Genomic DNA, 22,167 nt, shown 5'->3' on the forward strand with positions numbered 1-22,167 from the left:
GGCGGACGGCGGGCGATAGCCCCGTGCTATCGCCACTTGCCATCATCCGCTGAGGCCCCTGGCTCCCTGACACTCCCGTTACCGAACCGTTCACCTTTCACCGAACGAGTAGGGAGCCCCCCACATGAACAAGCGTTACCTGTCCGTCGCGGCCGTCATCGGCCTCGCGGCAGCCGGTCTCGGCTCGACGTCCGCGACGGCAGCGACCCCCACCGCGCCGTCCGCCACCTCCGCGTACGCCAACTACGCGGGGTCCGGCGAGGAAGCCGCGGCCAACAAGGCGTTCTTCGACGCCGTCCTCAAGTCGGTCGCCGAGAAGCGCGCGGCCAACCCGGGCGCGAAGCAGGTCACCGTGGTGTACGACGCCTCCGGTGCCCCGACCTTCGCGCAGCAGATAGCCAGCAGCACCTCCATCTGGAATGGCGCGGTGTCCAACGTGAAGCTCCAGGAGGGGAGTGGCGGTGCGAGCTTCGAGTACCGCGAGGGCAATGACCCGCGCGGTTCGTACGCGAGCACGGACGGCCACGGCCAGGGCTACATCTTCCTGGACTACGCGCAGAACCAGCAGTACGACTCGACCCGTGTGACCGCGCACGAGACGGGTCACGTCCTCGGCCTGCCGGACCACTACGAAGGGCCGTGCAGCGAGCTGATGTCAGGAGGCGGGCCGGGCACTTCGTGCACCAACTCGCAGCCGGACGCGAACGAGCGGGCCAAGGTCGACCAGTTGTGGGCCAACGGTCTCGCGAAGGCGCTGGACAAGCTGGACAGAATGGAGAAGGTCGGCTGAGGTGAGCGGACCTCCTGCCTGACCTCCTGCCTGACCTCCTGCTGAACGACCACTGTGCCCATCGGCGCGCTCGACGCCGGTGGGCACAGTGCTTGACGGATGACGGGCGTCCCGTCATTCGCGCGTGTAGTAGCGGTAGAACGCCGCGGCGAACACGCCGCCCGTCACCGCGAGCGCCATGAACACGGACCGCAGGATCGTCGCGTCCGTCAGGCTGTAGATGTAGCCGAAGGAGATTCCGGCGAACGCGGCCCAGGCCGCCGCGCGCAGCTCGCGCGGCAGGCCGGGCGCGGCCTTCCACAGGCCCATGAAGACCGCGGCGAAGACGATTCCGGCCACCACGCCGAGCATGACGTTGCCGGTGGTGATGGGGCCGGCGTCCCGCGCGATCTGGGCCGCCCAGACGCCGTAGACGAGGCCGAGGACCAGCGCGACCGGTGCGATCCCGGTGACGTGGGAGCCCCCGCGGACGCGGGGTACGGATGGCGTGGATGCCACGTGAGCCATGACGGTTCCTCCAGACTCCTCCGCCCCCGGTCGCCCCCGGTCCCGCGTTTCACGCCCGCCCCACCATCCAGGGCACACCCGCCGGCGCCGCCCGGCAACTCGGCGGCCTCAGTGGTCGCGGTTGTAGCCGCCCTCGCAGGTGTTCCAGCAGGGCTTGTACTCCTGGCACGGGTCCGCGGTGGCGCAGCTGGGCACGTGCTTTCCGCCGGTGTCGACGTACGCGGCGCTCGCCCAGCCCCGCACCCCGCCCAGCCAGTACCAGTACGAGTTGCCCCAGACGCTCGAACCCCGGGTCTGGCACTCGACGCGGTCCTGGCTCTCGCCCGGGAGCTTCGCGACGATCGAGGCGCTGGTGGAGGGCGCGTCCCGGATCTTCAGGTCCTTGGGGGCGACGATGGTCCCCCAGACCACGTCGTGGTCGTTGTGCGTGGGTGGCGCGGTGGCGGATGCTGGTGCGGCACCTCCGAGGGACAGCGCTCCCGCGGTCAGGAGCGCGGTGACGAGAGTTCCCAGGACGGCCGGAGTGGTTCTCAGGGCCGGAGCGGTCCGCATGATCGACCTCCTCTTTCCGGAATTTCCCCGATTTCCCCCGTTTCCCACCCTCTTCTCCCCTCTCCAGCAAACACCCGTTCGGGCTAAGGCTCCACCGGACGATGAGTTTGCGCCGCGCGGACGGTCTGACCTCGTGACGGAACAAGACGTACTACACGTACTGACCACACGTACTGACGTGAGAGGGCGTACGACATGAACAGCGTGGCCATCGAGACCGCGGGCCTGGTGAAGACCTTCGGTGACAACCGCGCCGTCGACGGCGTGGACCTCACCATCCCGGCCGGCACGGTCTACGGTCTGCTCGGCCCGAACGGCGCGGGCAAGACCACCACCGTGAAGATGCTCGCCACCCTGCTGCGCCCGGACGGCGGCGACGCCCACGTCTTCGGCCACGACGTCGTGCGCGAGGCCGACGCCGTACGCAGCAGGGTCAGCCTCACCGGGCAGTACGCCTCGGTCGACGAGGACCTGACCGGCACCGAGAACCTGGTGCTCCTGGCCCGCCTCACCGGCCACGGCAAGAAGGCGGCGTACGGCAGGGCGGCGCAGCTCCTGGAGGCGTTCGGGCTGACCGACGCGGCCGCCCGCCAGGTGAAGAACTACTCCGGCGGCATGCGCCGCCGCATCGACATCGCGGCGTCCATCCTCAACACCCCCGACCTGCTCTTCCTCGACGAGCCGACGACGGGCCTCGACCCCCGCAGCCGCAACCAGGTCTGGGACATCGTCAGGGCGGTCGTCGCACACGGCACGACGGTCCTGCTCACCACGCAGTATCTGGACGAGGCCGATCACCTCGCGTCCCGCATCGCCGTCATCGACGACGGCAAGGTCATCGCCGAGGGCACCAAGGGCGAGCTGAAGGCTTCGGTCGGCGCCGGTTCGGTGCACGTACGGCTCCGGGACGCCGACCAGCGCGAGGAGGCGGCGCGTGCGCTGCGCGCCGCACTCGACGCCGAGGTCCAGCTCGAACCCGACCCGGTGGCCCTCACCGCCCGCGTCGGCAACGGCGGGACGAACGGCTCGGACGCCGCGGAGAAGGCATCCCGCGCCCTGGCCGAACTGGCCCGCGCGGGCATCGTCGTGGACAACTTCTCCCTCGGCCAGCCCAGCCTGGACGAGGTGTTCCTCGCCCTCACCGGCACCCCCCATCACGCGACGGACATGGCGGAGAAAGAGAAAGAGGCACAGGCATGAGCACCGCGACCACCACATCCGAGGCCCAGGACCTGGCGCCCGTCAGCACCGAGTCCCTCGCCGAACTGCTCGTCTCCGGTGACCGGCCGCGGCGTCCGAGCGCGCTCTCCGCGTCCCTCACGTTCGGCTGGCGGGCCATGCTGAAGATCAAGCATGTGCCGGAGCAGCTCTTCGACGTGACGGCGTTCCCGATCATGATGGTGCTGATGTACACGTACCTCTTCGGGGGCGCGCTCGCCGGATCGCCGAGCGTGTACATCCAGTACCTGCTGCCCGGCATCCTCGTGATGTCCGTCGTCATGATCACGATGTACACGGGCATCTCGGTGAACACCGACATCGAGAAGGGCGTCTTCGACCGCTTCCGCACGCTGCCGATCTGGCGCCCGTCGGTGATGGTCGGCTACCTCCTGGGCGACGCCCTGCGCTACGCGATCGCGTCCGTCGTCATGCTCACCGTCGGCATCATCCTGGGCTTCCGGCCGGACGGCGGCGTCCTCGGCGTGGTGGGCGGCGTCCTGCTGCTGCTCGTCTTCTCGTTCGCCTTCTCGTGGGTGTGGACGATGTTCGGTCTCCTGCTGCGCACCGAGAAGTCCGTGATGGGCGTCAGCATGATGGTGATCTTCCCGCTGACGTTCCTCAGCGACATCTTCGTGAAGCCCGAGACGATGCCGGGCTGGCTGCAGGCCTTCGTCAACAACAACCCCATCACGCACCTCGCGTCGGCGGTCCGCGACCTGATGGCGGGCACGGCGCCGGGCTCGTCGCTCGTGTGGGCGCTGGGCTGGGTGGTGCTGCTCGTGGCGGTGTTCGGCCCGGTGACGATGCGGCTCTACAACCGCAAGTAGGAAGTTCCTGAACCGCAAGTGGGAAGTTCCTAAACCGCAAGTGGGAAGTTCTTGCCCCGTATGCAGGTGTCCCGGTCGCGCCCCGCGTGACCGGGACTTCTGCTTGGGTGCGTGTTCAGACGCCCGCTGTCCGCCGTCCTCCTCGTCCTCGCGGTCCTCCTCGTCCCCCTCGGCGCGCTCTCCACCTGGGCGAAGTACGAGATCGAGGACGCCGATCGGTACGTCGCCACGATGGCGCCGCTCGCCTCCGACCCCGACGTGCGCGACGCGGTGGCCGCGGCGGTCACGGACTCGGTGACGCAACAGATCGACGTGGGCCCGCTGCAGGGCACCGTCGAGTCGTTCCTCGAGGACGCGGTGCGGTCCTTCACCGGGACGAAGGCCTTCAGGACGGCCTGGGACGCGGCGAACCGTGCCGCGCACGACGCCGTGCAGCGCGCGCTCAGCGACCAGTCGGACGGCGGCGCCGTCACCATCGACCTCGCGCCGATCACAGAGCAGATCAAGCGCCAACTGGACGCCGACGGCGTGCCGTTCGCCGACAGCATCCCCGTCACGCACACCGAGGTGACGCTCATGGAGTCCTCGGACCTCGGCCCCTTCGGGAAGGGATTCCACATGCTCCAGATGGCGGGCCTCTGGCTCCCGGCGGCGGCGGTGCTCCTCGCCGTGGCCGGCATCTACCTGGCGGTCCACCGCCGCCGCGCGATCATCCGCACGGCGCTGGGCGCCGCGCTGGCCGGGGCGGCGCTCGCCGTGGCGGTCATGGTGGGCCGGGGCCTGACCCTGGACGACCTCCCGAAGGACGTCTCCCGCCCTGCCGCGGAGGCGGTCTACGACGCGTTGACGCATTCGCTGAGCGTGGCGGGGTGGGTGATTCTGGGGGCGGGGCTGTGCGTTGCGCTTGCCGCGTGGCTGCTCCGGCGCCGGGGGTCAGCTGGCAGGTCCAGCCCGTCCGGCGATTGAGGACATCTTTTTTCGGGGGCCCAGGGGGCGGAGCCCCATGGTTTCGGGAAGGGGCGGGGTGGGGGAATGCAACCCTCAACCCCACCCCGCCGTCTCTAGGGGAAGATTCGCGCAGGACCCCAGACGGAGAGGCTGGCCTTGGACAGCGCAACGGCAGCGAGGACGGCCCCCCACGAGGACCGGCCGGAGCCGCGGGCGAAGCGGCGGCCTCGCCAGAAGCCCTCCGCCTGGCTCGCGGCCCTCCTCCTGGCAGGCGTCAGCGCACTCCTCGGTTTCCGCGTCGCCGACTCCGACGGCATCACCCCCGTACCGCAGTTGCTCGCCTTCCTGCCCTGGCTCCTGGCCCCGGCGATCGCCGCCCTGCTGCTCGCGGCGCTCGCCCGCTGGCGTGTCGGACTGGTCTGGGGCGTCGTCGCGCTCGGCGGTGTCGCCTGGTTCCTGGAGCCGTACGGGAAGACGGACGAACCGGCGGGACCGGCCGTCGCCGAGATCCGCGTCATGGCGTCGAACGTGGAGTACGGCAGGGCCACCGAGGGGCTGCTCAAGGCGGTCCGCAAGGAGGAACCCGACCTCCTCTTCGTCCCGGAGTGCGACTACACCTGCTCGGACACCCTGCGCGACGAACTGCCCCGCTCCGACTACCCCTACCGCACCGCCAGCGAGGCAGGCGGCGCCGAGGGCTCGGTGATCGTCAGCAAGCTGCCCCTGAAGAAGGCGAGCGGCCTCGCGGGCACCCTGGGCATGCCCGGCGCCGTCGCCGAGCTGAAGAGCGGCCACCAGATCCGCGTCCAGCTCGCCCACCCGATGCCGCCGCTGCCCAAGCAGCTCTCCACCTGGCGCACCGAACTCGCCGAACTGCGCGACTACGCCGCCGAGGGCAAGCGCGCGAAGCGGTCCACCATCATCGCGGGCGACTTCAACGCCACCCAGGACCACGCGGCCTTCCGCGACATCCTGGACACCGGAGGCGTTCGCGACGCCGCCCGCCTCGCGGGATCGGCCCGCACCCCGAGCTGGCCCGCCGACCTGATGAAACCGCTGGGCACCCAGATCGACCACGTCCTGGCCACCCCGGACTTCGCGGCCCGCGACGCCCGCTTCCTGGACATCGGCGACACGGACCACCGGACGCTGGTGGTGGACCTGACGCTGCACGAGCGGAAGCGGTAGGACGCCGATAATGGCCGCATGCCCCGCCGCGACGCCCCCGCACCACCGGGCCCTCTGAGCGCACTCGCCCCGCCTCCCTGGCTGGTCAGGACGCTCAAGCCGCAGACGGCGCCGGTCCCGTGGGCCGCGGTGGCGCGCGCGTCGATCGGACTGACCCTGCCCCTTCTCGTCGGCCTCGCGGCGGGTCAGCCCGCGTACGGGGCTCTCGCCTCCATGGGCGCCCTGTCCGGGGTCATCGGCGACACCGCCGACGCGTACCGCATGCGGATCTTCAACATCGCCGTGCCGCAGCTCTTCGGGGCGCTCGGCGTCACCATCGGCTCGCTCGTCTTCGGGCACGGCTGGGTGGCGGTCGGCGTGGTCACGCTGGTGGCGCTGGTCTCCGGGATGATGTCCACGATCGGCGCCGTGGCGTCCGTGTCCGGCCTGCTCCTGCTGCTCAACTCCGTGGTGGGGGCCGGGCTTCCGATGCCGGGGGAATGGTGGCTCGCCCCCGTCCTGATGACCGGCGGCGGCCTCCTGGTCCTCACCCTCGCCCTGCTCGCCTGGCCGCTCAGATCCGGCGTCCCGGAGCGCGCCGCCGTCGCGGCGACCTACCGCAGCGTGGCCGCGCTGCTCGAAGCGGCGGGCACCGAGCGGTACGGCGAGGCGCGCACGGCCGTCACCACCTCCCTGAACCAGAGTTACGACCTCGTCCTCGCCCGGCGCACCCGCGCGCACGGCCGCAACCCTGACCTGGTCCGTCTGGTCGCCCAACTCAACGCGATCACACCGGTCATCGAGGCCGCGCCGGCGGCGCACCAGTGCGGGGTCCCGATGCCGCCGGAGTTCCCGGCGGAGGTGCGGCGCCTGGCGGACGCGGTGGCGGCTCCCGGCCCCGCCCCGGTCCCCGACCCCGTGCTCCCCGAGCCCCTCGACCCCTCCGCGGACGCCGTCGACCACGCCCTGCGGCACGTGGCCGAGCTCCTCAACGACGCGGACCCGCACGGCGTCGTGAGCACCGACGACCGCCTCGGCCGTCCCGCCGCCCTGCGCGTCAGGGCCCGCAGGGCCGCCCGCAACGTGATCCTGTCGAGCGCGTCCTGGCGCTACGGCCTGCGCCTCGCCCTGTGCATCGGCATCGCGCAGTCTCTGGTGTCCCTGGTCGAGGTGCCCCGCTCGTACTGGGTGGCGCTCACCGTCACGTTCGTCCTCAAGCCGGACTTCGGCTCGGTCTTCTCCCGGGCGGTGCTGCGGGCGCTCGGCACGGCGGCGGGGCTCGTGGTGGCGGCCGCGGTGCTCTCGCAGGTGCCGCGGGGGTGGTGGGACGTGCCGGTGATGCTGGTCCTCGCGGCGCTGATCCCGGCGCTCACACCGCGGGGTTACGGCTACCAGACCGCGGCCATCACCCCGGTGATCCTCCTCCTCTCCGACGTACTGAACCACCAGGGCTTCGGGCTCGTCGTGCCACGCCTGGTGGACAGCCTCATCGGCTGCGCGATCTCGCTGGTGGCGGGGTACTTGCTGTGGCCGGAGAGCTGGCACACGCGGATCGGCGACCGTCTCGCGGACGCGGTCGCCGACACGGCCTCGTACGTGGAGAGCGCGTTCGGCACGGCGGTGGACGTGGGGGCGCGGGCGCGGATGCGGCGCGGTCTGTACCGGGACCTTTCCGTCATCCGCACCGAATTCCAGCGCGCCCTGACCGAACCGCCCCCGATGGGGGCGAGGGCCGCGGCGTGGTGGCCCCTGGTGATCGCGGTCGAACGCATCGTGGACGCGACGACTGCTGCGCGGGTGCGGATTCGGCTCGGGGTGGGGGAGCCGAGTCTCACTGAGGTGGGGGAGGTGGCGCGGCAGCTTCGTGAGCTTTCGCAGGGTCTACGGGGCTCGGAGATCCTGGAGGAGGTCTCCGCCTCCTTCACCGGCCCCCAGGAGAGCGTCCTGGAACCTTTGCGCCAGGAGGTGGCCGCGGCGAGGGCGATTGCGTCGCCGCCGCGGGGGTGAGGGTTCGTGCGTCCCCTGCGGGGCTCTCCCCAATCCCACCCCTCCCCGAAACTGGGGCTCCGCCCCAGACCCCGTACAAGATGGCCTCAAACGCCGACCGGGCTGAGATTTCCCCGAGCCGGGGAAATCTCCAGCCCGTCCGGCGTTTGAGGACGAACTCGGCGAAGCCGGTGATGGACGGCACCCAAGGCCCTCGCGCCAGAGCGAGTTTTCGGGAAGGGGCGGGGTTGGGGATTAAAGCGCTTCCAAGCTCACCGCCTGGGCCATCGCCCGATACCCCGCGTCATTCGGGTGCAGGTGATCCCCGCTGTCGTACTGGGGAGCAATCCGCTCCGCGTCCGCCGGATCAGCCAGCGCCCGGTCAAAGTCCACGACCGCGTCGTACTCCCCAGACGTCCGCACCCACTCATTGAACTCATCACTCACCTTCGCCGCCCGCTCCCCGTAGTGATCAGAACCCCCGAGCGGCAGCAAAGTGGCCCCCACCACACGCACCCCCTTCGCCTTCGCGGCCCGAATCAACTTCCGGTGCCCCGCAATGAGTTCATCGGCACTCACCTCCGGTGCAGGCTTGTACGTAGGCGTATCGCTCTCGCTGAACCCGATGTCATTCAGGCCCTCAAGGACGATCACGGTCCCCACCCCCGGCAGGTCCAACGCGTCCCGCCCGAAGCGGGCCGTGCCCCGCTCCCCGTACCAGGCCGAGTCGTTGAGGACGAGATTGCCGCCGATGCCCGCGTTCAGGACGGGCCGGGGCGTGCCCGCCTTGGCGAGGCGTTCGGCCAGGGCGTCGGACCAGCGGCGGTTGAGGTCGGTGGAGGAGGCGAAGCCGTCGGTGATGGAGTCGCCGAAGAGGACGACGCCGCCCCCGCCGCGCCGAGCACCCCCACCGGAAACGCCCACATCCACGCCCGACAGGAAGTACCAGGACTCCGTCGACTCGTCGAACGCCCCCGCCCCGGCCTCCCCGAGCCGATCCCCCTCCGCCCGGTAACTCGTCGCGAAGGACTGGGCGTGGAAGGTCGCCGGCCCTGTCGTACGGGCCAGATGCAGCGTCACGGTCACCGACTCGAACGGCTTGAGACGCAACCCGGCCGCATCACTGGAGAGTTGACCGTGCGCCGGGATCGCGACCGACCGCCTCCCCTCGAACGTGAGGCGCCGCACCGACCCCTCCTCGACCGCCGCTCCCTTCTTCGTCCGCGCGATGGTCGCCCCCGCAATGTGCAGCGGCGACGTGCCGTACGCGTTGGAGAGCCGGATACGGGCTCTGTCGCCGCCCTCGGTGACGCGGACGACCTGGCGCAGGGTCTGGCCCGAGAAGCCGTCCTCCGACCAGTTGGGCTTGAAGCCCGTGCTCGCGCGCTGCGGCGACGCGGCCCAGGCGGCGGTCCAGGCAGACCCGGAAGACCCGGAGCCCGGCTTCGAGCCCGAGGCATGGGCCCCCGTCACCGCGAGACCGGCAGTCAGGGCGAGCGCGGCGGTGGCGGCGACAACGGAAGTACGCGTACGTGAAAGCATCGGAATCTCCGGGGAGTTGAGGGGAATGGAGAGTGGTGGAGGCGTCCGTCGACCGGACTCCTCAAAGATCCGCCCCCGCCAGCCCCCGATCAACGACGATCCGTGAAACGATTGCTGCGCTCAGGCTTATAGATGCAGGTCAGAGGCGGACGGGGTGGCGCTGGACCATGGAACGGCAAGAGCTTGAGACCTTTCTGACCCTCGCCGAGGAACTCCACTTCGGCCGCACCGCCGAACGCCTCCTCCTCTCCCAGGCCCGCGTCAGCCAGACCGTCAAGAAGCTGGAGCGCAAGATCGGCGCCCCGCTCTTCGAGCGCACCAGCCGCAAGGTCGAGATGTCCCCGCTGGGACGGCAGTTGTACGAGGACCTGGCGCCTCTGCACGTGCGGATGGAGGCCGCGGTCGCCCGCGCCAAGGACTTGGCGCGTGGCGTCGACGGCGAACTGTCCGTCGCTTTCCTCGGCTCGGGCGCGGGCTCGCTGACCTCGGCGATCCTGGGCACGTTCCGCGAGCGCTGCCCGCGCTGCGACGTGCGGATGCGGGAGACCCAGTTCGGCGACCCGCTCGGCGCGCTGCGCGGCGGTGAGGCGGACGTGCTGTTCACCTGCCTGCCCGTCGAGGAGCCGGACCTCACGGTCGGACCCGTCGTCATCAACGAACCGCGCAGGCTCGCCGTGCCGCTCGGCCACCGTTTCGCCCAGCGCGACAGCGTCTCCCTCGAAGAGTGCGCGGGCGAGACGTTCTTCGGTGTCGTGAACGGCGCGCCCGCCTACTGGTGGGACTTCCACGTCCCGCCCCGCACCCCCAGCGGCCTCCCGATCCGCCGCGGCCCGTCCGTCGCCGGCTTCCAGGAGCTGATGACGCTGGTGGCCACCGGGCAGGGGGTGTCGCCGGTCGTCGCGTCCGTGGAGAAGTACTACGCGCGGCCGGACATCGTCTTTGTGCCCCTCGTCGACGTCGCGTCCGCCGACGTCGCCCTGATCTGGCGTACGGCCGCCGCGGGCACCCCGCGTATCGACGCGTTCGTGCGCGCGGTGCGTGACGCCGTCGCGGCGAACGGAGGCCCGGCGCCGTTCTGACGACGCTCAGCTCTCCTTCGTCTCCTCGATCAGCATCTCCGGGCGTCCCGTCACCAGCAGCCACGCGGGCAGGGCCGCGACGCACAGCAGCGGCAGCACCGCGAGGTCCATCACCACGACGGCCGCCGTGAACAGGCTCAGCCAGCCCTGCCGCGTCGTGGCGAGCAGCACGCCGAGGATGGCGCAGGTGATCGCGAGGGCGGGCGGCACCGCGTCGACGAGCGCGTGCGCGAACATGCCGAGCGCCACGCCCACGAAGACCGCCGGGAAGATCCGCCCGCCCCGGAAGCCGCAGGTGGCGGCCACGCAGAGCGCGAGCAGCTTGACCAGGGCGAGCAGCAGCAGATTCCCCGCGTCGTGGTCGGGGGCCTCCGCGGTCAGCTCCTTCATCTCCTCCAGGCCCTTGAAGAGCGTGAGATGACCGCCGAGCGCGCCCAGGGCGCCGAGCACGAGCCCGCCCACCGTCAGCATCAGCAGGGGGTGCCCGAGCTGGCGGAAGGCGCGGTGCAGGTAGGGGAACGCGTATACGGCGCACAGACCGATGGCCGCCGCCGCGGTGCTGATGATCATCGCGGAGAGGATGTCGCCCCAGTGCGGCCCGTCGTACGGCGCGATGTCGATCTGGAACGTGGGGTGCGCGATGAGCACGGTGGTCAGCGCACCCGCGCCCGCCGCGACCAGTGGCGCGAACAGCCGGTCCCACAGGGGGCGCGGGTCGTTGCCGATCACGATCTCGGAGAGGACGAGCGCCGCAGCGACCGGTGTACCGAAGAGGGCGCCGATCGTGCCCGCCGCGGCGAGCATGATCCAGTCCGTCGCGGGCGTACGCGGCATGGCCGCCATGCCGAGCGTGTACGCGAGGGCAATGTTGATCGCCGTGATCGGGTTCTCCGGGCCGAGGCTGACCCCGCCCGCGAGCCCGACGATGACGGCGAGCGCGATGCCGGGCAGCATCCGCAGCGGCAGCGGCGGGTCGACCAGGCCGAGCGTGGCGGGGTCGGGTCCGGCGTGCCCGGGGGCCTTCCACACGATCAGCCCGACGACGAGGCCCGCCAAGGTGAGGACGGCGATGATCCACCCGGCCGACGTGCCGGACACCCCGACCGCGTCCGGCAGCACGTCCCACAGCAGATCCTGCAGCCGCTCGGCGATGAAGCTGAGCAGCAGCAGGATCAGGCTGGACCCGACACCGACGAGCAGGGCGGGCAGGACGAGCGGAAGCAGGGCGCGGGCCTGCGGCGTCCAGAAGGAGGGCCCGCGGCCGGACGTGGTCGTGTCGGTCATGGGCCCTCCGGGGCAGCTCCCGCCGTGCTGTTCGGTCAGGTGGTGGGAGGCGGGGTGCGGCCGGGACCGCCGGGAGGACCGGGGTCGGCGCCGGCGGAGCCCTCGGCGAACGGGCCGGGGCCGCTGGAGGTCTTGCGGGCCTCCCAGCCGCCCGGAGCCCCCGGACCGCCATGGCGGTCGTCACGGTCCGAGCGGTCCGTGCACAGCGCCCAGATGACGAAGGTGCCGATCGCGATGGCGATCAGCGCCCAGATCGGCTGGTACGGCAGCCACATGAAGTGCAGGACGACATAGATCGAGGCGAGTGCGACACCGAACGCCCTGGCCCAGGTCGCGCCCTTGAGGATGCCGACGCCGACGATCACGACCAGGATGCCGAGGATCAGATGGATCCAGCCCCACGTCGTGAGGTTGAACTTGTAGACGTAGTCCCCGATGCGCGAGTAGACGTCGTCCTTGGCAATGCCCGCGATGCCTTCGAGGATGCCGAAGATGCCGCTGACCAGCATCAACACACCCGCGAACGCCGTGCCGCCCGTAGCCCAGGGGCTCGCGCCCCGCGGGTTGCTCGCTCCGCTGCTCATGGGCACCCTTTCTTCGTCGTACAGGAGTTCACAGCGTGTGACAGCTCTACGGGCCTCGCGAGCGGGCTTAGGCCGAACGGGTGGGCCCCGCGTCCGCGGCATCGCACGTGCCGTCGCCCTTGGCGTCGCACTCGAACCAGGCCGTTTTCCCGGCGCCGTCCGCCCACGGCTCGAAGCCGCAACGATCGGTGACGGCCTCGACGATGAGCAGGCCCCGGCCCCCTTCGTCCAGCTCCTCGCCCCCGCCGCCGCCCTGCCGGGGGAGCCTCGGACACCGGTCCGCGACCTCCACCCGCAGGCCCTGCGGGCGCCGCAGGATGAGGAGGTCACAACGGCGGTCCGGCACGTGGCGCACAACGTTCGTGCCGAGCTCCGTGAGGGCCAGCTCGGCACAGTCGCGCAGCTCGCCCATGCCCCAGCTCCCCAGATAGGCGCGCAGGATGAACCGAAGATGCCGGGCCGAGTGCTCACCGAGCGTGAGGCTCATCCGGTACGTGCCGCGAACGGGCAGGGGCGGAGGGGGAGTTACGTGATTCATGTCACCAGCGTGGAGTCGACTGATTACGCTGGGCTACGACTTGAACTGAACGCCGTGAGGCGTTGGTTATGGGGGTGGCCCGAGCATGGTCAACATCCGCGACCTCGACCCCAGCGCGTCACCGCTGGACTACTACGGCTCGGAATTGCGCCGCCTACGGGAAGCGGCGGGCCTGAAGCAGGGGCAGTTGGGCGGCTGCATCTTCTGTACGGCGTCCTTGATCGGCCAGATCGAGACAGCGAAGAAGGTGCCGACGCGGGATTTCTCTGAGCGGGTGGATGCGGCGCTGGGGACTGACGGGGTGTTTTCGCGGTTGGTGGGGCTGGTGCTGAAGAGCCAGCTGCCTACGTGGTTTCAGGCGTACGCGGAGATGGAGGCGCGGGCGAGTTTTATCTCCACGTACCAAGCTCAGGTGATTTACGGCTTGCTGCAGACGGAGTCGTACGCGAGGGCAGTGCTGGGAGCCGATCGTCCGGACAACCTCGATGAACTCGTGGCGGCACGACTGGACCGTCAGCGCATCCTGGCGAAGGACCAGCCTCCGGCGCTGTGGGTGATCCTTGACGAGGCGGTTCTTCACCGGGAGGTCGGCGGCCGAGGGATCATGCGGAACCAACTCCGTCACTTGTTGCGTTTCCGCGAGCACCGGTGGGCGCAGATCCAGGTTCTCCCCTACACAACCGGTGCACACTGCGCCACGCGTGGGTCGTTCAACCTCCTACGGTTCGATTGCGACCCAGACCTGTTCTACGCCGAGAGTTACGACGTGGCGCATCAGACTGCCAATCCGCAAGTGATCAGGGAGCGTTCGCTCGGTTACGCTCGCTTGCAGGCCGCTGCGCTCTCCGTAGAGGACACGGCGGTGGTGATCGCCCGTGTATTGGAGGAGCGCTATGGAGATCAACCAGAGCCTGGCGAAGGTGCAGTGGCGTAAGTCGTCCTATAGCGGCAGCGGAGGCGGCGATTGCATCGAATGCGCCCCCCTCAACGGCGCCGCGTGGCGTAAGTCGTCCTACAGCGGCAGCAGCGGCGGGGAGTGCGTCGAGTGCGCCCCGCTCAGCGGCGCCGCGTGGCACAAGTCGTCCTACAGCTCGGACACGGGCGGCGACTGCGTCGAATTCGCCCCCCACCATGGCGCAATAGCTCTGCGCGACAGCAAGAACCCCGAGGGCCCCACCCTCACCGTCTCCGAAGGCGCCTTCGCCCGCTTCGTGCGGGCTGCTGCCGCGGCTGACGGCGGGCTCACCGCGCCCTGAAGGGGCGCGGGGCCCTGACATTTGCGGCTCCGCCGCGTGGGCGCGACAAGCCACCACGCACCCGCGGCAAAGGCACTACCCGGCTGAGCCCACGGCCCGGACAATCTCCGCCGCCATTCGGCGGATGCCCGGCGAACGGGCAGGGCAGGGCCGGGACTTGGGCGTGGTCGGTGCCAAGCAGAAGTGCAGGTAGTCGTCCCCCCGGTGCAAGGCCGCGCGGCCAGATCCCGTGCAGTAGGCCGAGTGGGACCTCTCCCACGCCGTGCACGGAAGCTTCTCCACCCAGGTGTAGCGCCCCGCGGCAGGGGCGACAGTTCGACCCGCGTCGGCTACGACGTCCCCCGAGGCCTTGGCCTGCGCCGCGTAGATTCCGTTGACGCGCCGTACGCGGTCGGGCGTGATCGGGTCGGGGCCCTGGAGGACCCACACGATGCGGGGCCCGCCGGCCCCGGCCCCGGCCCCGGACCCGCCCGCACCATGGATCTGCGCGGCCAGCGCCTTCGCGTCGGCGGCGTAGCGGTCGAAGTACTTCTGTTGCGCCTTGTCGTAGGTGATGCCGTCCATGCAGGGCGTGTAGCCCCACGCGTTGCCCCAGAACTGGAGCACGACATAGTCGGGCCGCTCCTCGCGGACCAGCGCGGCGGCCTTGTCCTTGTCGGGGACGAGGGAGTCGTCGCCGGAGCCGTCGAGGTAGTCGCAGAGGGTGGTGCCGGAGTAGGGCGCGCTGCGATAGCGCGCGCCGAGGTCGGCGCGGAACAGGTCGCCGAGGACGTTCTGGTTCTCCATGGCGAGGGAGTCGCCGAGGTAGAGCACCTTCGGGGCGCCCGCGCCCGCGCCAGCACCCGCGCCCGCGCCCCCGCGCCGTGGCTTCTTCGCGGCGCGCTGCCGGGCGGTGGAGGAGGGCGGCGACGAGGGCCGGGAGGCGGACGGCTCGGCGGCGGGCTCGTCCCGCCCGGCACGCCCGGCGTCGGAGCTCCGCGCGGCGGCGGGAGGCTCCGGGGCGTCGGCGGACGTACCCCCGGAACCGGGGTCACCGCACGCGCCGAGAAGCAGCACAGCGGCCAGCACCCCACCGATCCACGGCTTGCGCATTCGCCAACTCCCGTTCAGGTGACCGAAACAGCCCCTTAGGCAAGCACAGTCGCCCGCGCGTGAGAAGGCGGCGCGTGCCGCTCGTGGCCCGTCATTACCCCTGACGTAATCGACCCGAAAAGCGCCGCAGGCCAAGCTCAAGTCATCGAAGGAACGATCCGGATGACAGAGCCATAGGAGGCCCGCAATGTCCGCCCACGCACACGACGCATCCGCGTACGAGACCGCTGTCGCCCGCTACTTCGAGGCCTGGAACGCGCAGGACGCCGCCGAGCTGGCCAAGGCCGTCGCCACGGCCTGGAGCGAGGACGGCAGCTATACGGACCCGCTGGCCGACGTGGCCGGGCACGAGTCCCTCGCCGCGGTGATCGCGGGAGCGCACGAGCAGTTCCCCGGCTTCGAGTTCCGGCAGACGGGGGCGGTCGACGGCCACCACCACATCGCGCGATTCGGCTGGGAACTGGTGTCGTCGGCCGACGGCTCCGTGCCCGTCGCCGGCTTCGACGTCATCACGCTGGCCGAGGACGGCCGTATCCGTACCGTGCACGGCTTCCTGGACCGCGTGCCCACGGCCTGAGACCGGGCTGGGGACGCCCTGCGAGCCACGGCGGCGGCTCGCAGGGCGAACGGCGTCAGCGCGCCACGTACTGCGTGAGGATCGCCTGCACCTCGTAGATGTCGACGCCCTTGGTGAAGGTCTTCTGGATGGGCTCGGGGGTGCCGGAGATCCAGATCTTCAGCTCGGCGTCGAGGTCGAAGTGCCCGGCGGTCTCCACGGCGAAGTGCGTGATGCTGCGGTAGGGGACCGAGTGGTACTCGACCTTCTTGCCGGTTATCCCCTGCTTGTCGACGAGGACGAGGCGGCGGTCGGTGAAGAGCATGGTGTCGCGGATCAGCAGGAACGCGGCCTGGACCTGCTCGCCGTGGCCCAGCAGACGCGCGTAGTCCTGCTGCGCGGTCATCGGATCGATCGTGTGCGCGTTTCCGAACAGTGCCATGAGAAAACCCCCCATTTAGTTGAACTCACAGGAAAACCCGACTGTAACGCGCACCGGTCCCCCGCCGGGGTGCCTCCTCCTGTCACATCTTGCCGAGCGCATCCGTCATAGGGGTGGAAGCATCGGCATCGGCATAGGAGATCACCATGGAAGCTCGTCTGAACCTGTTCGGCAGCCCGCTCGCGGGCAAGGTCCTCAAGCACATCAACGCGGCGGGCAAGGTCGTGTCCGACTCGGCGCTGCCCCCGGCGACACAGGAACTGGTGAAGATCCGCGCGAGCCAGATCAACGGCTGCGGGTTCTGCACCGACATGCACACGAAGGACGCCACGCACGCGGGCGAGACCTCGACGCGGCTGAACCTCGTCGCGGCCTGGCGCGAGGCGAAGGTGTTCACCGAGGCCGAGCGGGCCGCGCTGGAGCTCACCGAGCAGGGCACGCGTATCGCCGACGCGGCGGGCGGGGTCACGGACGAGGCGTGGGCGAACGCGGCCAAGCACTACGACGAGACCCAGCTGGCGGCTCTCGTGTCCCTCATCGCGCTGATCAACGTCTACAACCGGGTGAACGTGATGGTGCAGCAGCCGGCGGGGGACTACCAGCCGGGTCAGTTCGGCTGATCCGGCTGACGGGTCCCCCGATAGCATCCCTGCCGGGGAGTGGTCCCCGTTTGGCAGGGAGAGTGACGATGACCGGCGGCTCACACCGTGCGACGCCCCCACGGCGACGCGATGCGCGACGCAACTGGGATCTTCTGGTGGGGGCGGCGCGTGAGGTCTTCGCGGAGCAGGGGCTAGAGGCGCCGCTGGACGTGATCGCGCGCCGGGCGGGCGTGGGGAACGCGACGCTGTACCGGAATTTTCCCACGCGCGCCGCTCTCGTCGACGCCGTGTTCCGCGATCTCCTGACGGGCACGATGACCGCCGGGGAGGAGGCGCGGAAGGCGCCGGACGCGTGGGCGGCGCTGAACGAATACCTCCGGGCCGTCTTCGTCACGCTGGCCGCGGACCGCGGCGCCAACGACCTCATGACCACGCACCTGGAGGGCGTCGAGGCGCTGCAGGCCGTGCACGCCCACAACCGCGAGACGATGGACGTCCTGCTGAGCCGGGGCCGCGAGCAGGGCACGATCCGCGCGGACGTCACCACGGAGGACGTCCTGTTCGCACTGGCGGCCCTGGGCCGAGCCATCCCGGCCCTGACGACAGCGACCACCCCCGAGGCCTGGCACCGCCCCCTGACCCTCCTCCTCTCCGGCCTCCGCGCCCAGCCGACGACCACACCCCGGCTCCCCGCCCCGGCACTGACCGCCGAGCAGCTGGGCTCGGTCCTGCAGGAATTGGGCGCGCAAAAAGGCCCAGGTCGCTGACCTGGGCCTCAACTGTGGAGCGGGTGACGAGAATCGAACTCGCACTCTCAGCTTGGGAAGCTGATGTTCTACCACTAAACTACACCCGCGAAAGACACCGTCTGTGGCGGTGTCGTAACGTCGCACACTCTACCTCATCCCAGGCCCCGGGCGCTTTTGCCGTGGGGCCTGTGTGCTGTCCGGGGCGTGGATGGCGGTGCGGGGCGCGGGAGTTGAGGCGTACCGTGAGTGGCCGGAGTGCCGCCTGGAGGGGCGCCCTATTCGTCCCGTAATGTGGCCTTTCGTCGCCGTCCCGCTCGCGAGCGGAGCACGGCGAGCCACGAGCGCAACCACGGCTTTGGGGAAGGGACTCAAGGACTTGATGGACCACACCGTCGTCCGATGTGCCGAAGGGCACGTGTTCAGCACTGCTTCGTTCCCGATGCAGAAGGCCGACCGGCTCGGACCCGGCCGGCTCATCCGCTGCCCACGATGCGCCCGATTGCGGCATGCCGTGCCGGTCGCGTCGCAGAAGCGGTAGCGGCGGTAGCAGCGGTAGCAGCGGGAACAAGGAAGAGAACCGGAGCGCGCGGGGCCGTCCGATTGGGGCGGGCCCGCGCGCTCTGCGTATCCTCGGTGCGTGCTTCTCTCAGACAAGGACATCCGGGCCGAGATCGACACCGGACGAGTACGGATCGATCCGTACGACGAATCCATGGTGCAGCCCTCAAGCATCGACGTGCGGCTCGACCGCTACTTCCGGGTGTTCGAGAACCACCGTTACCCCCACATCGACCCCTCCGTGGAGCAGGCCGACCTCACACGGCTCGTGGAGCCCGAGGGCGACGAGCCGTTCATCCTGCACCCCGGCGAGTTCGTGCTGGCCTCGACGTACGAGGTCATCAGCCTGCCCGACGACCTCGCGAGCAGGCTGGAGGGGAAGTCCAGCCTCGGGCGGCTCGGCCTCGTGACACATTCCACGGCCGGGTTCATCGACCCCGGCTTCTCCGGGCACGTGACGCTCGAGCTCTCCAACCTCGCGACGCTGCCCATCAAGCTCTGGCCGGGCATGAAGATCGGGCAGCTCTGCCTGTTCCGCATGACCTCGCCCTCCGAGGCGCCCTACGGCTCGGAGCGCTACGGATCGCGATACCAGGGGCAGCGAGGCCCCACCGCCTCCCGCTCCTTCCTCAATTTCCATCGGACACAGGTGTGACATCCAGCATGAGTGACGTGCGCGAGAACCTTACGTACGAGAAGTTCGGCGGCGCGGTGCGCGAGCTCGCGCAGATGATCGCCGACGACGGCTACCAGCCCGACGTCATCATCTCCATCGCCCGAGGTGGCGTCTTCGTCGCGGGCGGGCTCGCGTACGCGCTCGACTGCAAGAACATCCACCTGGTCAACGTGGAGTTCTACACCGGGGTCGGCACGACCCTGGAGATGCCGGTCATGCTGGCGCCGGTGCCCAATGTCATCGACTTCACCGACAAGAAGGTGCTCATCGCCGATGACGTCGCCGACACCGGCAAGACGCTGAAGCTCGTGCACGACTTCTGCCTCGACCACGTGGCGGAGGTGCGGTCCGCCGTCATCTACGAGAAGTCGCAGTCGCTCGTGAAGTGCGAGTACGTCTGGAAGCGCACCGACGAGTGGATCAACTTCCCGTGGAGCGTCGAGGCGCCCGTCGTGAAGCGTGCCGGGCAGGTCCTCGACGCCTGAGCAAGGCCAGAAGGCGAAGAGAAGGGCCCCGGCGGATGCGATGCACCGCCGGGGCCCTTCTCCGTCTCACGTACTAGAACGTGCCCAGCTTGATGATCGCGAGCAGCGCGAGCAGCTGGATCGACGCCGCGCCGAGCGCCTTCGGCCACGGCAGGTCGTGCGACTTGCTCACCATCGCGGTGAGCAGCGCGCCCGCGGCGACCCAGGTCACCCAGCCGAGCAGCTGGACGAAGGGCTGGCCGCCGCCGAGGAACATCGCGACGACCACGCGGGGCGCGTCCGTGATGGACATGATCAGCATGGAGAGGCCGACCGTCGGCTGCCACGCGCCGTCGCCGCCGAGCTGGCGGGCGAGGGTGTGCGTGACCACGCCCAGGATGAAGGCACTGATCGTGATGGCGACGGCCGTCGTCAGGACGTACGGCACGGCCGTGGAGAGCGTGGCGCTGATGGCGTCCTCGCGGGCGCCGTCGAAGCCGAAGATCGCGAGCAGGCCGTAGAGGAACGTCACGATGACGGCCGGGGCCCACATCGCGTAGTCCCGCATCTGGAGGAAGGTCGGGCCCGGGCGCAGCACGATGCCGCGCAGCAGGTCCTTCCAGTGCAGGCGCGGGCCCACCGGCGCGGGAGCCTGGCCCGCGCGATAGGTGTCGCCTTGGTTGTACGGGTCCTCGCCCACGGAGAAGGCCTGGGTGTGACCGGGGTTGTTGGCGGCGTACGGATCGAAGCCGCCCTGACCGCCCTGCCCCGGGCCCGGCTGCCCGCCGAAGTACTCCGGCTCCCCGTGGTTGCCGTGGTTGCCGCCCGCCTGCGGCCACTGCTGTCCGCCGTATCCGCCCTGGCCGCGGCCGCCCTGGGGCTGTCCGCCCTGGGCCCGGCCGTACGGCGGCTGCTGCCCGCCGTACTGCTGCGAGGACGGCTGAGGGTAGCCGTACGGGGGCTGCTGGCCCTGGGGGGCCTGCTGCCCGTACGGCTCCTGCCGCGGTCGTTGTTGGGGTCGCGCTTGCGGGGTGCGGTTGTCCCGGCCGCGTCCGATCCTGAATCCAGCCACGAATCGAACGTACCTGGTCTGGAGGGCCCGGGTCGTCCCTCCCCGGGAGGAGAGAGGCTTTGCCGCTGACCTGTGACAACCCCTAGGGGGACCCTGAGGGGTTTGCCCCAGGGTCCCTGGTGCTGCTGAGGCCCGTCAGCGGCCGAGCACCGCTCCGTACGCGTACGGGTCCAAAGAGGCGGGAAGGCCCAGGGAGTTAGGGGTGACGACCGAGCCGCCCGCCTTGGCGCCGGGCAGGTCCCAGACGCCGCCCGCGGCGGAGTTCTCGCCGGGCGCGGCGACGGACAGGTCGGGGACGCCGTCGCCGTTGTGGTCACCGAAGGCGAGGGCGGCCCCGAAGAGATCGCCCGCCTGGGCGACGCCCAGGATGTCGGGGGAGTTCTGCTGGTACGCGACCGTGCCCGGGTTCGCCGCGCCCGCCGGGTCGAGCAGGCCCATCTCGTCGCCCTTCAGGACGGTGACGCTGCCGGCCTTCGCCGCGCTGCCGATGGCCTCACCGGGGGCGCCCGCGATCAGGTCGTCGTGGCCGTCGGCGTCGATGTCCGCCACGGCGAGCGCGTCGCCGAAGCCGTCACCGGTCTCGGCGACGCCGGGCATGCCCGCGGTGTCCTGGTTGAACGTCTGGTGCTCCCAGCCGAAGCTGCCGTTGGCGTCGCCGAAGCGGATGTGGATGCCGCCGCCCTTGGCGAGTTCCTCGGGGCCGCACGGGTCGTCGATGTTCTCGTCGGCGATCTCGCGGCAGTTGCCGACGGCGAGGTCGTCGAAGCCGTCCCCGTTGAAGTCGCCGGACGCGAGGGCGTTGGCGGCGCCGTTGGAGTTGTTCCAGAAGTTGCCCATCGCGCCCTCCTCCTTGTTCCAGCCGTAGAGGCGGAGGTGGGACTGGGTGTAGGGCTGGTTCTTCGTGTAGTAGCCGAGGGCCAGGTCGGGGCGGTTGTCGTTGTTGAAGTCGCCGGTGGTCATGACGGGGGCGCGGCCGCCCATGCGGTCGGCCATGACCGGCTGGGTGTCGGCGGTGAGCGGATTGAAGTTGGCGACGACCTGGTCCTTGCCGCCGATGGCGAGGTCGACGTCCGTGTCACCGGTGAAGTCGGCTGCGGCGAGGGCGTTTCCGTACACGTCGCCGGTCTTCGCGCCGCGGGCGGCGGTGTTGGCCACGGAGAAGCCGTCGCCTGCCCCGTAAAGGACGGTGACGGAACCGGCGTCGGTCTTGGCGTCGATGTCCTCGCCGGGGGCGCCGATGACGAGGTCGGCGTACTCGTCGTCGTCGACGTGCGCGGCGACGACGGAACCGCCGAACCGGTCACCGGACTCCGGGGTGCCGGGCACCTCGACGGTGGCCTGGGTGATCCGCCGCACGCCGTGCGGCCCGGGCCCGTACTCCCCACCGAACACCACGCTCACGTACCCCGCCTTGGCCTTGCCACTGACACTGCCGCTGGGCACGCCGACGAAGAGGTCGTCGTATCCGTCCCCGTTGAAGTCGGCGGTGAGGCGAGCGGGAGCGGGGGCGGCGGTGGCGGTGGCCGCGAGGGGGAGGGCGAGGCCGGTGGCGGCGAGGGCTGTGGTGGCGGCCAGGGCTATGGTGCGGGCGGGAGGGCGCAGGGGCACGAGGGACTCCAACTGATCTATGGGTGCGCGGAGTTGGCGGAAGACCGAACAAGGCGAGTCAGCTGCT

At 70.4% G+C, this 22,167-nt stretch carries 23 protein-coding genes, 1 tRNA gene and 1 pseudogene; 14 read left to right on the forward strand and 11 right to left on the reverse strand.

Annotation, left to right across the window (positions count from 1 at the left end; all coding sequences use genetic code 11):
• Positions 1–124: 124 nt before the first annotated feature.
• Entirely contained in the window at positions 125–790 is a 666-nt protein-coding gene (gene snpA / locus AB0I66_RS26415; RefSeq protein WP_363210418.1) for a snapalysin, read from the forward strand.
• A gap of 114 nt (positions 791–904) precedes the next feature.
• Here snpA and AB0I66_RS26420 read toward each other — a convergent pair whose 3' ends face one another.
• Positions 905–1,297, reverse strand: coding sequence for a hypothetical protein (locus AB0I66_RS26420; RefSeq protein ID WP_363210419.1), 393 nt, complete (start codon positions 1,295–1,297; stop codon positions 905–907).
• A 108-nt stretch (positions 1,298–1,405) separates the two neighbouring features.
• Positions 1,406–1,849 (reverse strand): SH3 domain-containing protein, encoded by a 444-nt coding sequence (locus tag AB0I66_RS26425; protein ID WP_363210420.1) that lies wholly within the window; start codon positions 1,847–1,849, stop codon positions 1,406–1,408.
• Between the two features lie 195 nt (positions 1,850–2,044).
• Here AB0I66_RS26425 and AB0I66_RS26430 point away from each other — a divergent pair, with 195 nt between their 5' ends.
• The 5 genes from AB0I66_RS26430 to AB0I66_RS26450 all read left to right on the forward strand — a co-directional run bounded on the left by AB0I66_RS26430 (position 2,045) and on the right by AB0I66_RS26450 (position 8,019).
• The gene (locus tag AB0I66_RS26430; RefSeq protein ID WP_363210421.1) at positions 2,045–3,049 is read left to right on the forward strand and encodes an ATP-binding cassette domain-containing protein; all 1,005 of its coding nucleotides are present in this window, start codon (positions 2,045–2,047) and stop codon (positions 3,047–3,049) included.
• Complete coding sequence (locus AB0I66_RS26435) at positions 3,046–3,897, forward strand: ABC transporter permease (RefSeq protein ID WP_363210422.1); 852 nt, start codon at positions 3,046–3,048, stop codon at positions 3,895–3,897. The genes AB0I66_RS26430 and AB0I66_RS26435 overlap by 4 nt, the downstream gene beginning before the upstream one ends.
• A 111-nt stretch (positions 3,898–4,008) precedes the next feature.
• Positions 4,009–4,863, forward strand: a complete 855-nt coding sequence (locus tag AB0I66_RS26440) for a hypothetical protein (RefSeq protein WP_363210423.1) — start codon at positions 4,009–4,011, stop codon at positions 4,861–4,863.
• Between the two features lie 138 nt (positions 4,864–5,001).
• Positions 5,002–6,033, forward strand: a complete 1,032-nt coding sequence (locus AB0I66_RS26445) for an endonuclease/exonuclease/phosphatase family protein (RefSeq protein WP_363210424.1) — start codon at positions 5,002–5,004, stop codon at positions 6,031–6,033.
• Positions 6,034–6,051: 18 nt separating this feature from the next.
• Positions 6,052–8,019, forward strand: coding sequence for an FUSC family protein (locus AB0I66_RS26450; RefSeq protein ID WP_363210425.1), 1,968 nt, complete (start codon positions 6,052–6,054; stop codon positions 8,017–8,019).
• Between the two features lie 234 nt (positions 8,020–8,253).
• On the opposite strand, the gene AB0I66_RS26455 is transcribed toward AB0I66_RS26450, so the two are convergent.
• Entirely contained in the window at positions 8,254–9,540 is a 1,287-nt protein-coding gene (locus AB0I66_RS26455; protein ID WP_363210426.1) for an SGNH/GDSL hydrolase family protein, read from the reverse strand.
• A 167-nt stretch (positions 9,541–9,707) separates the two neighbouring features.
• Here AB0I66_RS26455 and AB0I66_RS26460 point away from each other — a divergent pair, with 167 nt between their 5' ends.
• A complete protein-coding gene (locus AB0I66_RS26460) occupies positions 9,708–10,619 on the forward strand; it encodes a LysR family transcriptional regulator (RefSeq protein ID WP_363210427.1) in 912 nt (303 codons plus the stop codon).
• A 6-nt stretch (positions 10,620–10,625) separates the two neighbouring features.
• On the opposite strand, the gene AB0I66_RS26465 is transcribed toward AB0I66_RS26460, so the two are convergent.
• The 3 genes and pseudogenes from AB0I66_RS26465 to AB0I66_RS26475 all read right to left on the reverse strand — a co-directional run bounded on the left by AB0I66_RS26465 (position 10,626) and on the right by AB0I66_RS26475 (position 13,025).
• Positions 10,626–11,903, reverse strand: coding sequence for an ion channel protein (locus tag AB0I66_RS26465; RefSeq protein WP_363210428.1), 1,278 nt, complete (start codon positions 11,901–11,903; stop codon positions 10,626–10,628).
• Between the two features lie 188 nt (positions 11,904–12,091).
• Positions 12,092–12,487 (reverse strand): annotated as a pseudogene (locus tag AB0I66_RS26470) (hypothetical protein); the annotation flags it as partial.
• Between the two features lie 67 nt (positions 12,488–12,554).
• Positions 12,555–13,025: an ATP-binding protein gene (locus AB0I66_RS26475; RefSeq protein WP_363210429.1), complete on the reverse strand. Its 471-nt coding sequence runs from the start codon at positions 13,023–13,025 to the stop codon at positions 12,555–12,557.
• Positions 13,026–13,110: 85 nt separating this feature from the next.
• Between AB0I66_RS26475 and AB0I66_RS26480 the strand changes: the two genes are divergently transcribed.
• Together AB0I66_RS26480 and AB0I66_RS26485 are read left to right on the forward strand one after the other, a co-directional pair.
• Entirely contained in the window at positions 13,111–13,959 is an 849-nt protein-coding gene (locus tag AB0I66_RS26480) for a helix-turn-helix transcriptional regulator (protein WP_363210430.1), read from the forward strand.
• Positions 13,919–14,281, forward strand: a complete 363-nt coding sequence (locus AB0I66_RS26485) for a DUF397 domain-containing protein (RefSeq protein ID WP_363210431.1) — start codon at positions 13,919–13,921, stop codon at positions 14,279–14,281. The genes AB0I66_RS26480 and AB0I66_RS26485 overlap by 41 nt, the downstream gene beginning before the upstream one ends.
• Positions 14,282–14,356: 75 nt before the next feature.
• On the opposite strand, the gene AB0I66_RS26490 is transcribed toward AB0I66_RS26485, so the two are convergent.
• Positions 14,357–15,373 (reverse strand): SGNH/GDSL hydrolase family protein, encoded by a 1,017-nt coding sequence (locus AB0I66_RS26490; protein WP_363210432.1) that lies wholly within the window; start codon positions 15,371–15,373, stop codon positions 14,357–14,359.
• A 187-nt stretch (positions 15,374–15,560) separates the two neighbouring features.
• Between AB0I66_RS26490 and AB0I66_RS26495 the strand changes: the two genes are divergently transcribed.
• Positions 15,561–15,950 (forward strand): nuclear transport factor 2 family protein, encoded by a 390-nt coding sequence (locus tag AB0I66_RS26495; RefSeq protein ID WP_363210433.1) that lies wholly within the window; start codon positions 15,561–15,563, stop codon positions 15,948–15,950.
• 55 nt (positions 15,951–16,005) lie between these two features.
• Here AB0I66_RS26495 and AB0I66_RS26500 read toward each other — a convergent pair whose 3' ends face one another.
• Positions 16,006–16,371, reverse strand: a complete 366-nt coding sequence (locus AB0I66_RS26500; RefSeq protein WP_160506205.1) for a PH domain-containing protein — start codon at positions 16,369–16,371, stop codon at positions 16,006–16,008.
• A 146-nt stretch (positions 16,372–16,517) separates the two neighbouring features.
• Between AB0I66_RS26500 and AB0I66_RS26505 the strand changes: the two genes are divergently transcribed.
• Positions 16,518–16,991: a carboxymuconolactone decarboxylase family protein gene (locus AB0I66_RS26505; protein WP_363210434.1), complete on the forward strand. Its 474-nt coding sequence runs from the start codon at positions 16,518–16,520 to the stop codon at positions 16,989–16,991.
• A gap of 68 nt (positions 16,992–17,059) precedes the next feature.
• On the forward strand, positions 17,060–17,740 hold the full coding sequence (locus tag AB0I66_RS26510; RefSeq protein ID WP_363210435.1) for a TetR family transcriptional regulator: 681 nt from the start codon (positions 17,060–17,062) through the stop codon (positions 17,738–17,740).
• 15 nt (positions 17,741–17,755) lie between these two features.
• On the opposite strand, the gene AB0I66_RS26515 is transcribed toward AB0I66_RS26510, so the two are convergent.
• Positions 17,756–17,829, reverse strand: a tRNA-Gly gene (locus AB0I66_RS26515).
• Positions 17,830–18,359: 530 nt separating this feature from the next.
• Here AB0I66_RS26515 and dcd point away from each other — a divergent pair.
• Both dcd and AB0I66_RS26525 read left to right on the forward strand, forming a co-directional pair.
• On the forward strand, positions 18,360–18,935 hold the full coding sequence (dcd, locus tag AB0I66_RS26520; RefSeq protein ID WP_363210436.1) for a dCTP deaminase: 576 nt from the start codon (positions 18,360–18,362) through the stop codon (positions 18,933–18,935).
• An 8-nt stretch (positions 18,936–18,943) separates the two neighbouring features.
• On the forward strand, positions 18,944–19,441 hold the full coding sequence (locus AB0I66_RS26525; RefSeq protein ID WP_363210437.1) for a phosphoribosyltransferase: 498 nt from the start codon (positions 18,944–18,946) through the stop codon (positions 19,439–19,441).
• 73 nt (positions 19,442–19,514) lie between these two features.
• On the opposite strand, the gene AB0I66_RS26530 is transcribed toward AB0I66_RS26525, so the two are convergent.
• Together AB0I66_RS26530 and AB0I66_RS26535 are read right to left on the reverse strand one after the other, a co-directional pair.
• The gene (locus tag AB0I66_RS26530; RefSeq protein WP_363210438.1) at positions 19,515–20,492 is read right to left on the reverse strand and encodes a Yip1 family protein; all 978 of its coding nucleotides are present in this window, start codon (positions 20,490–20,492) and stop codon (positions 19,515–19,517) included.
• A gap of 135 nt (positions 20,493–20,627) precedes the next feature.
• Positions 20,628–22,100, reverse strand: coding sequence for an FG-GAP and VCBS repeat-containing protein (locus AB0I66_RS26535; protein WP_363210439.1), 1,473 nt, complete (start codon positions 22,098–22,100; stop codon positions 20,628–20,630).
• Positions 22,101–22,167 lie beyond the last annotated feature (67 nt).

Source organism: Streptomyces sp. NPDC050439, from assembly GCF_040655335.1.
In the GTDB taxonomy this organism is placed as follows: domain Bacteria; phylum Actinomycetota; class Actinomycetes; order Streptomycetales; family Streptomycetaceae; genus Streptomyces.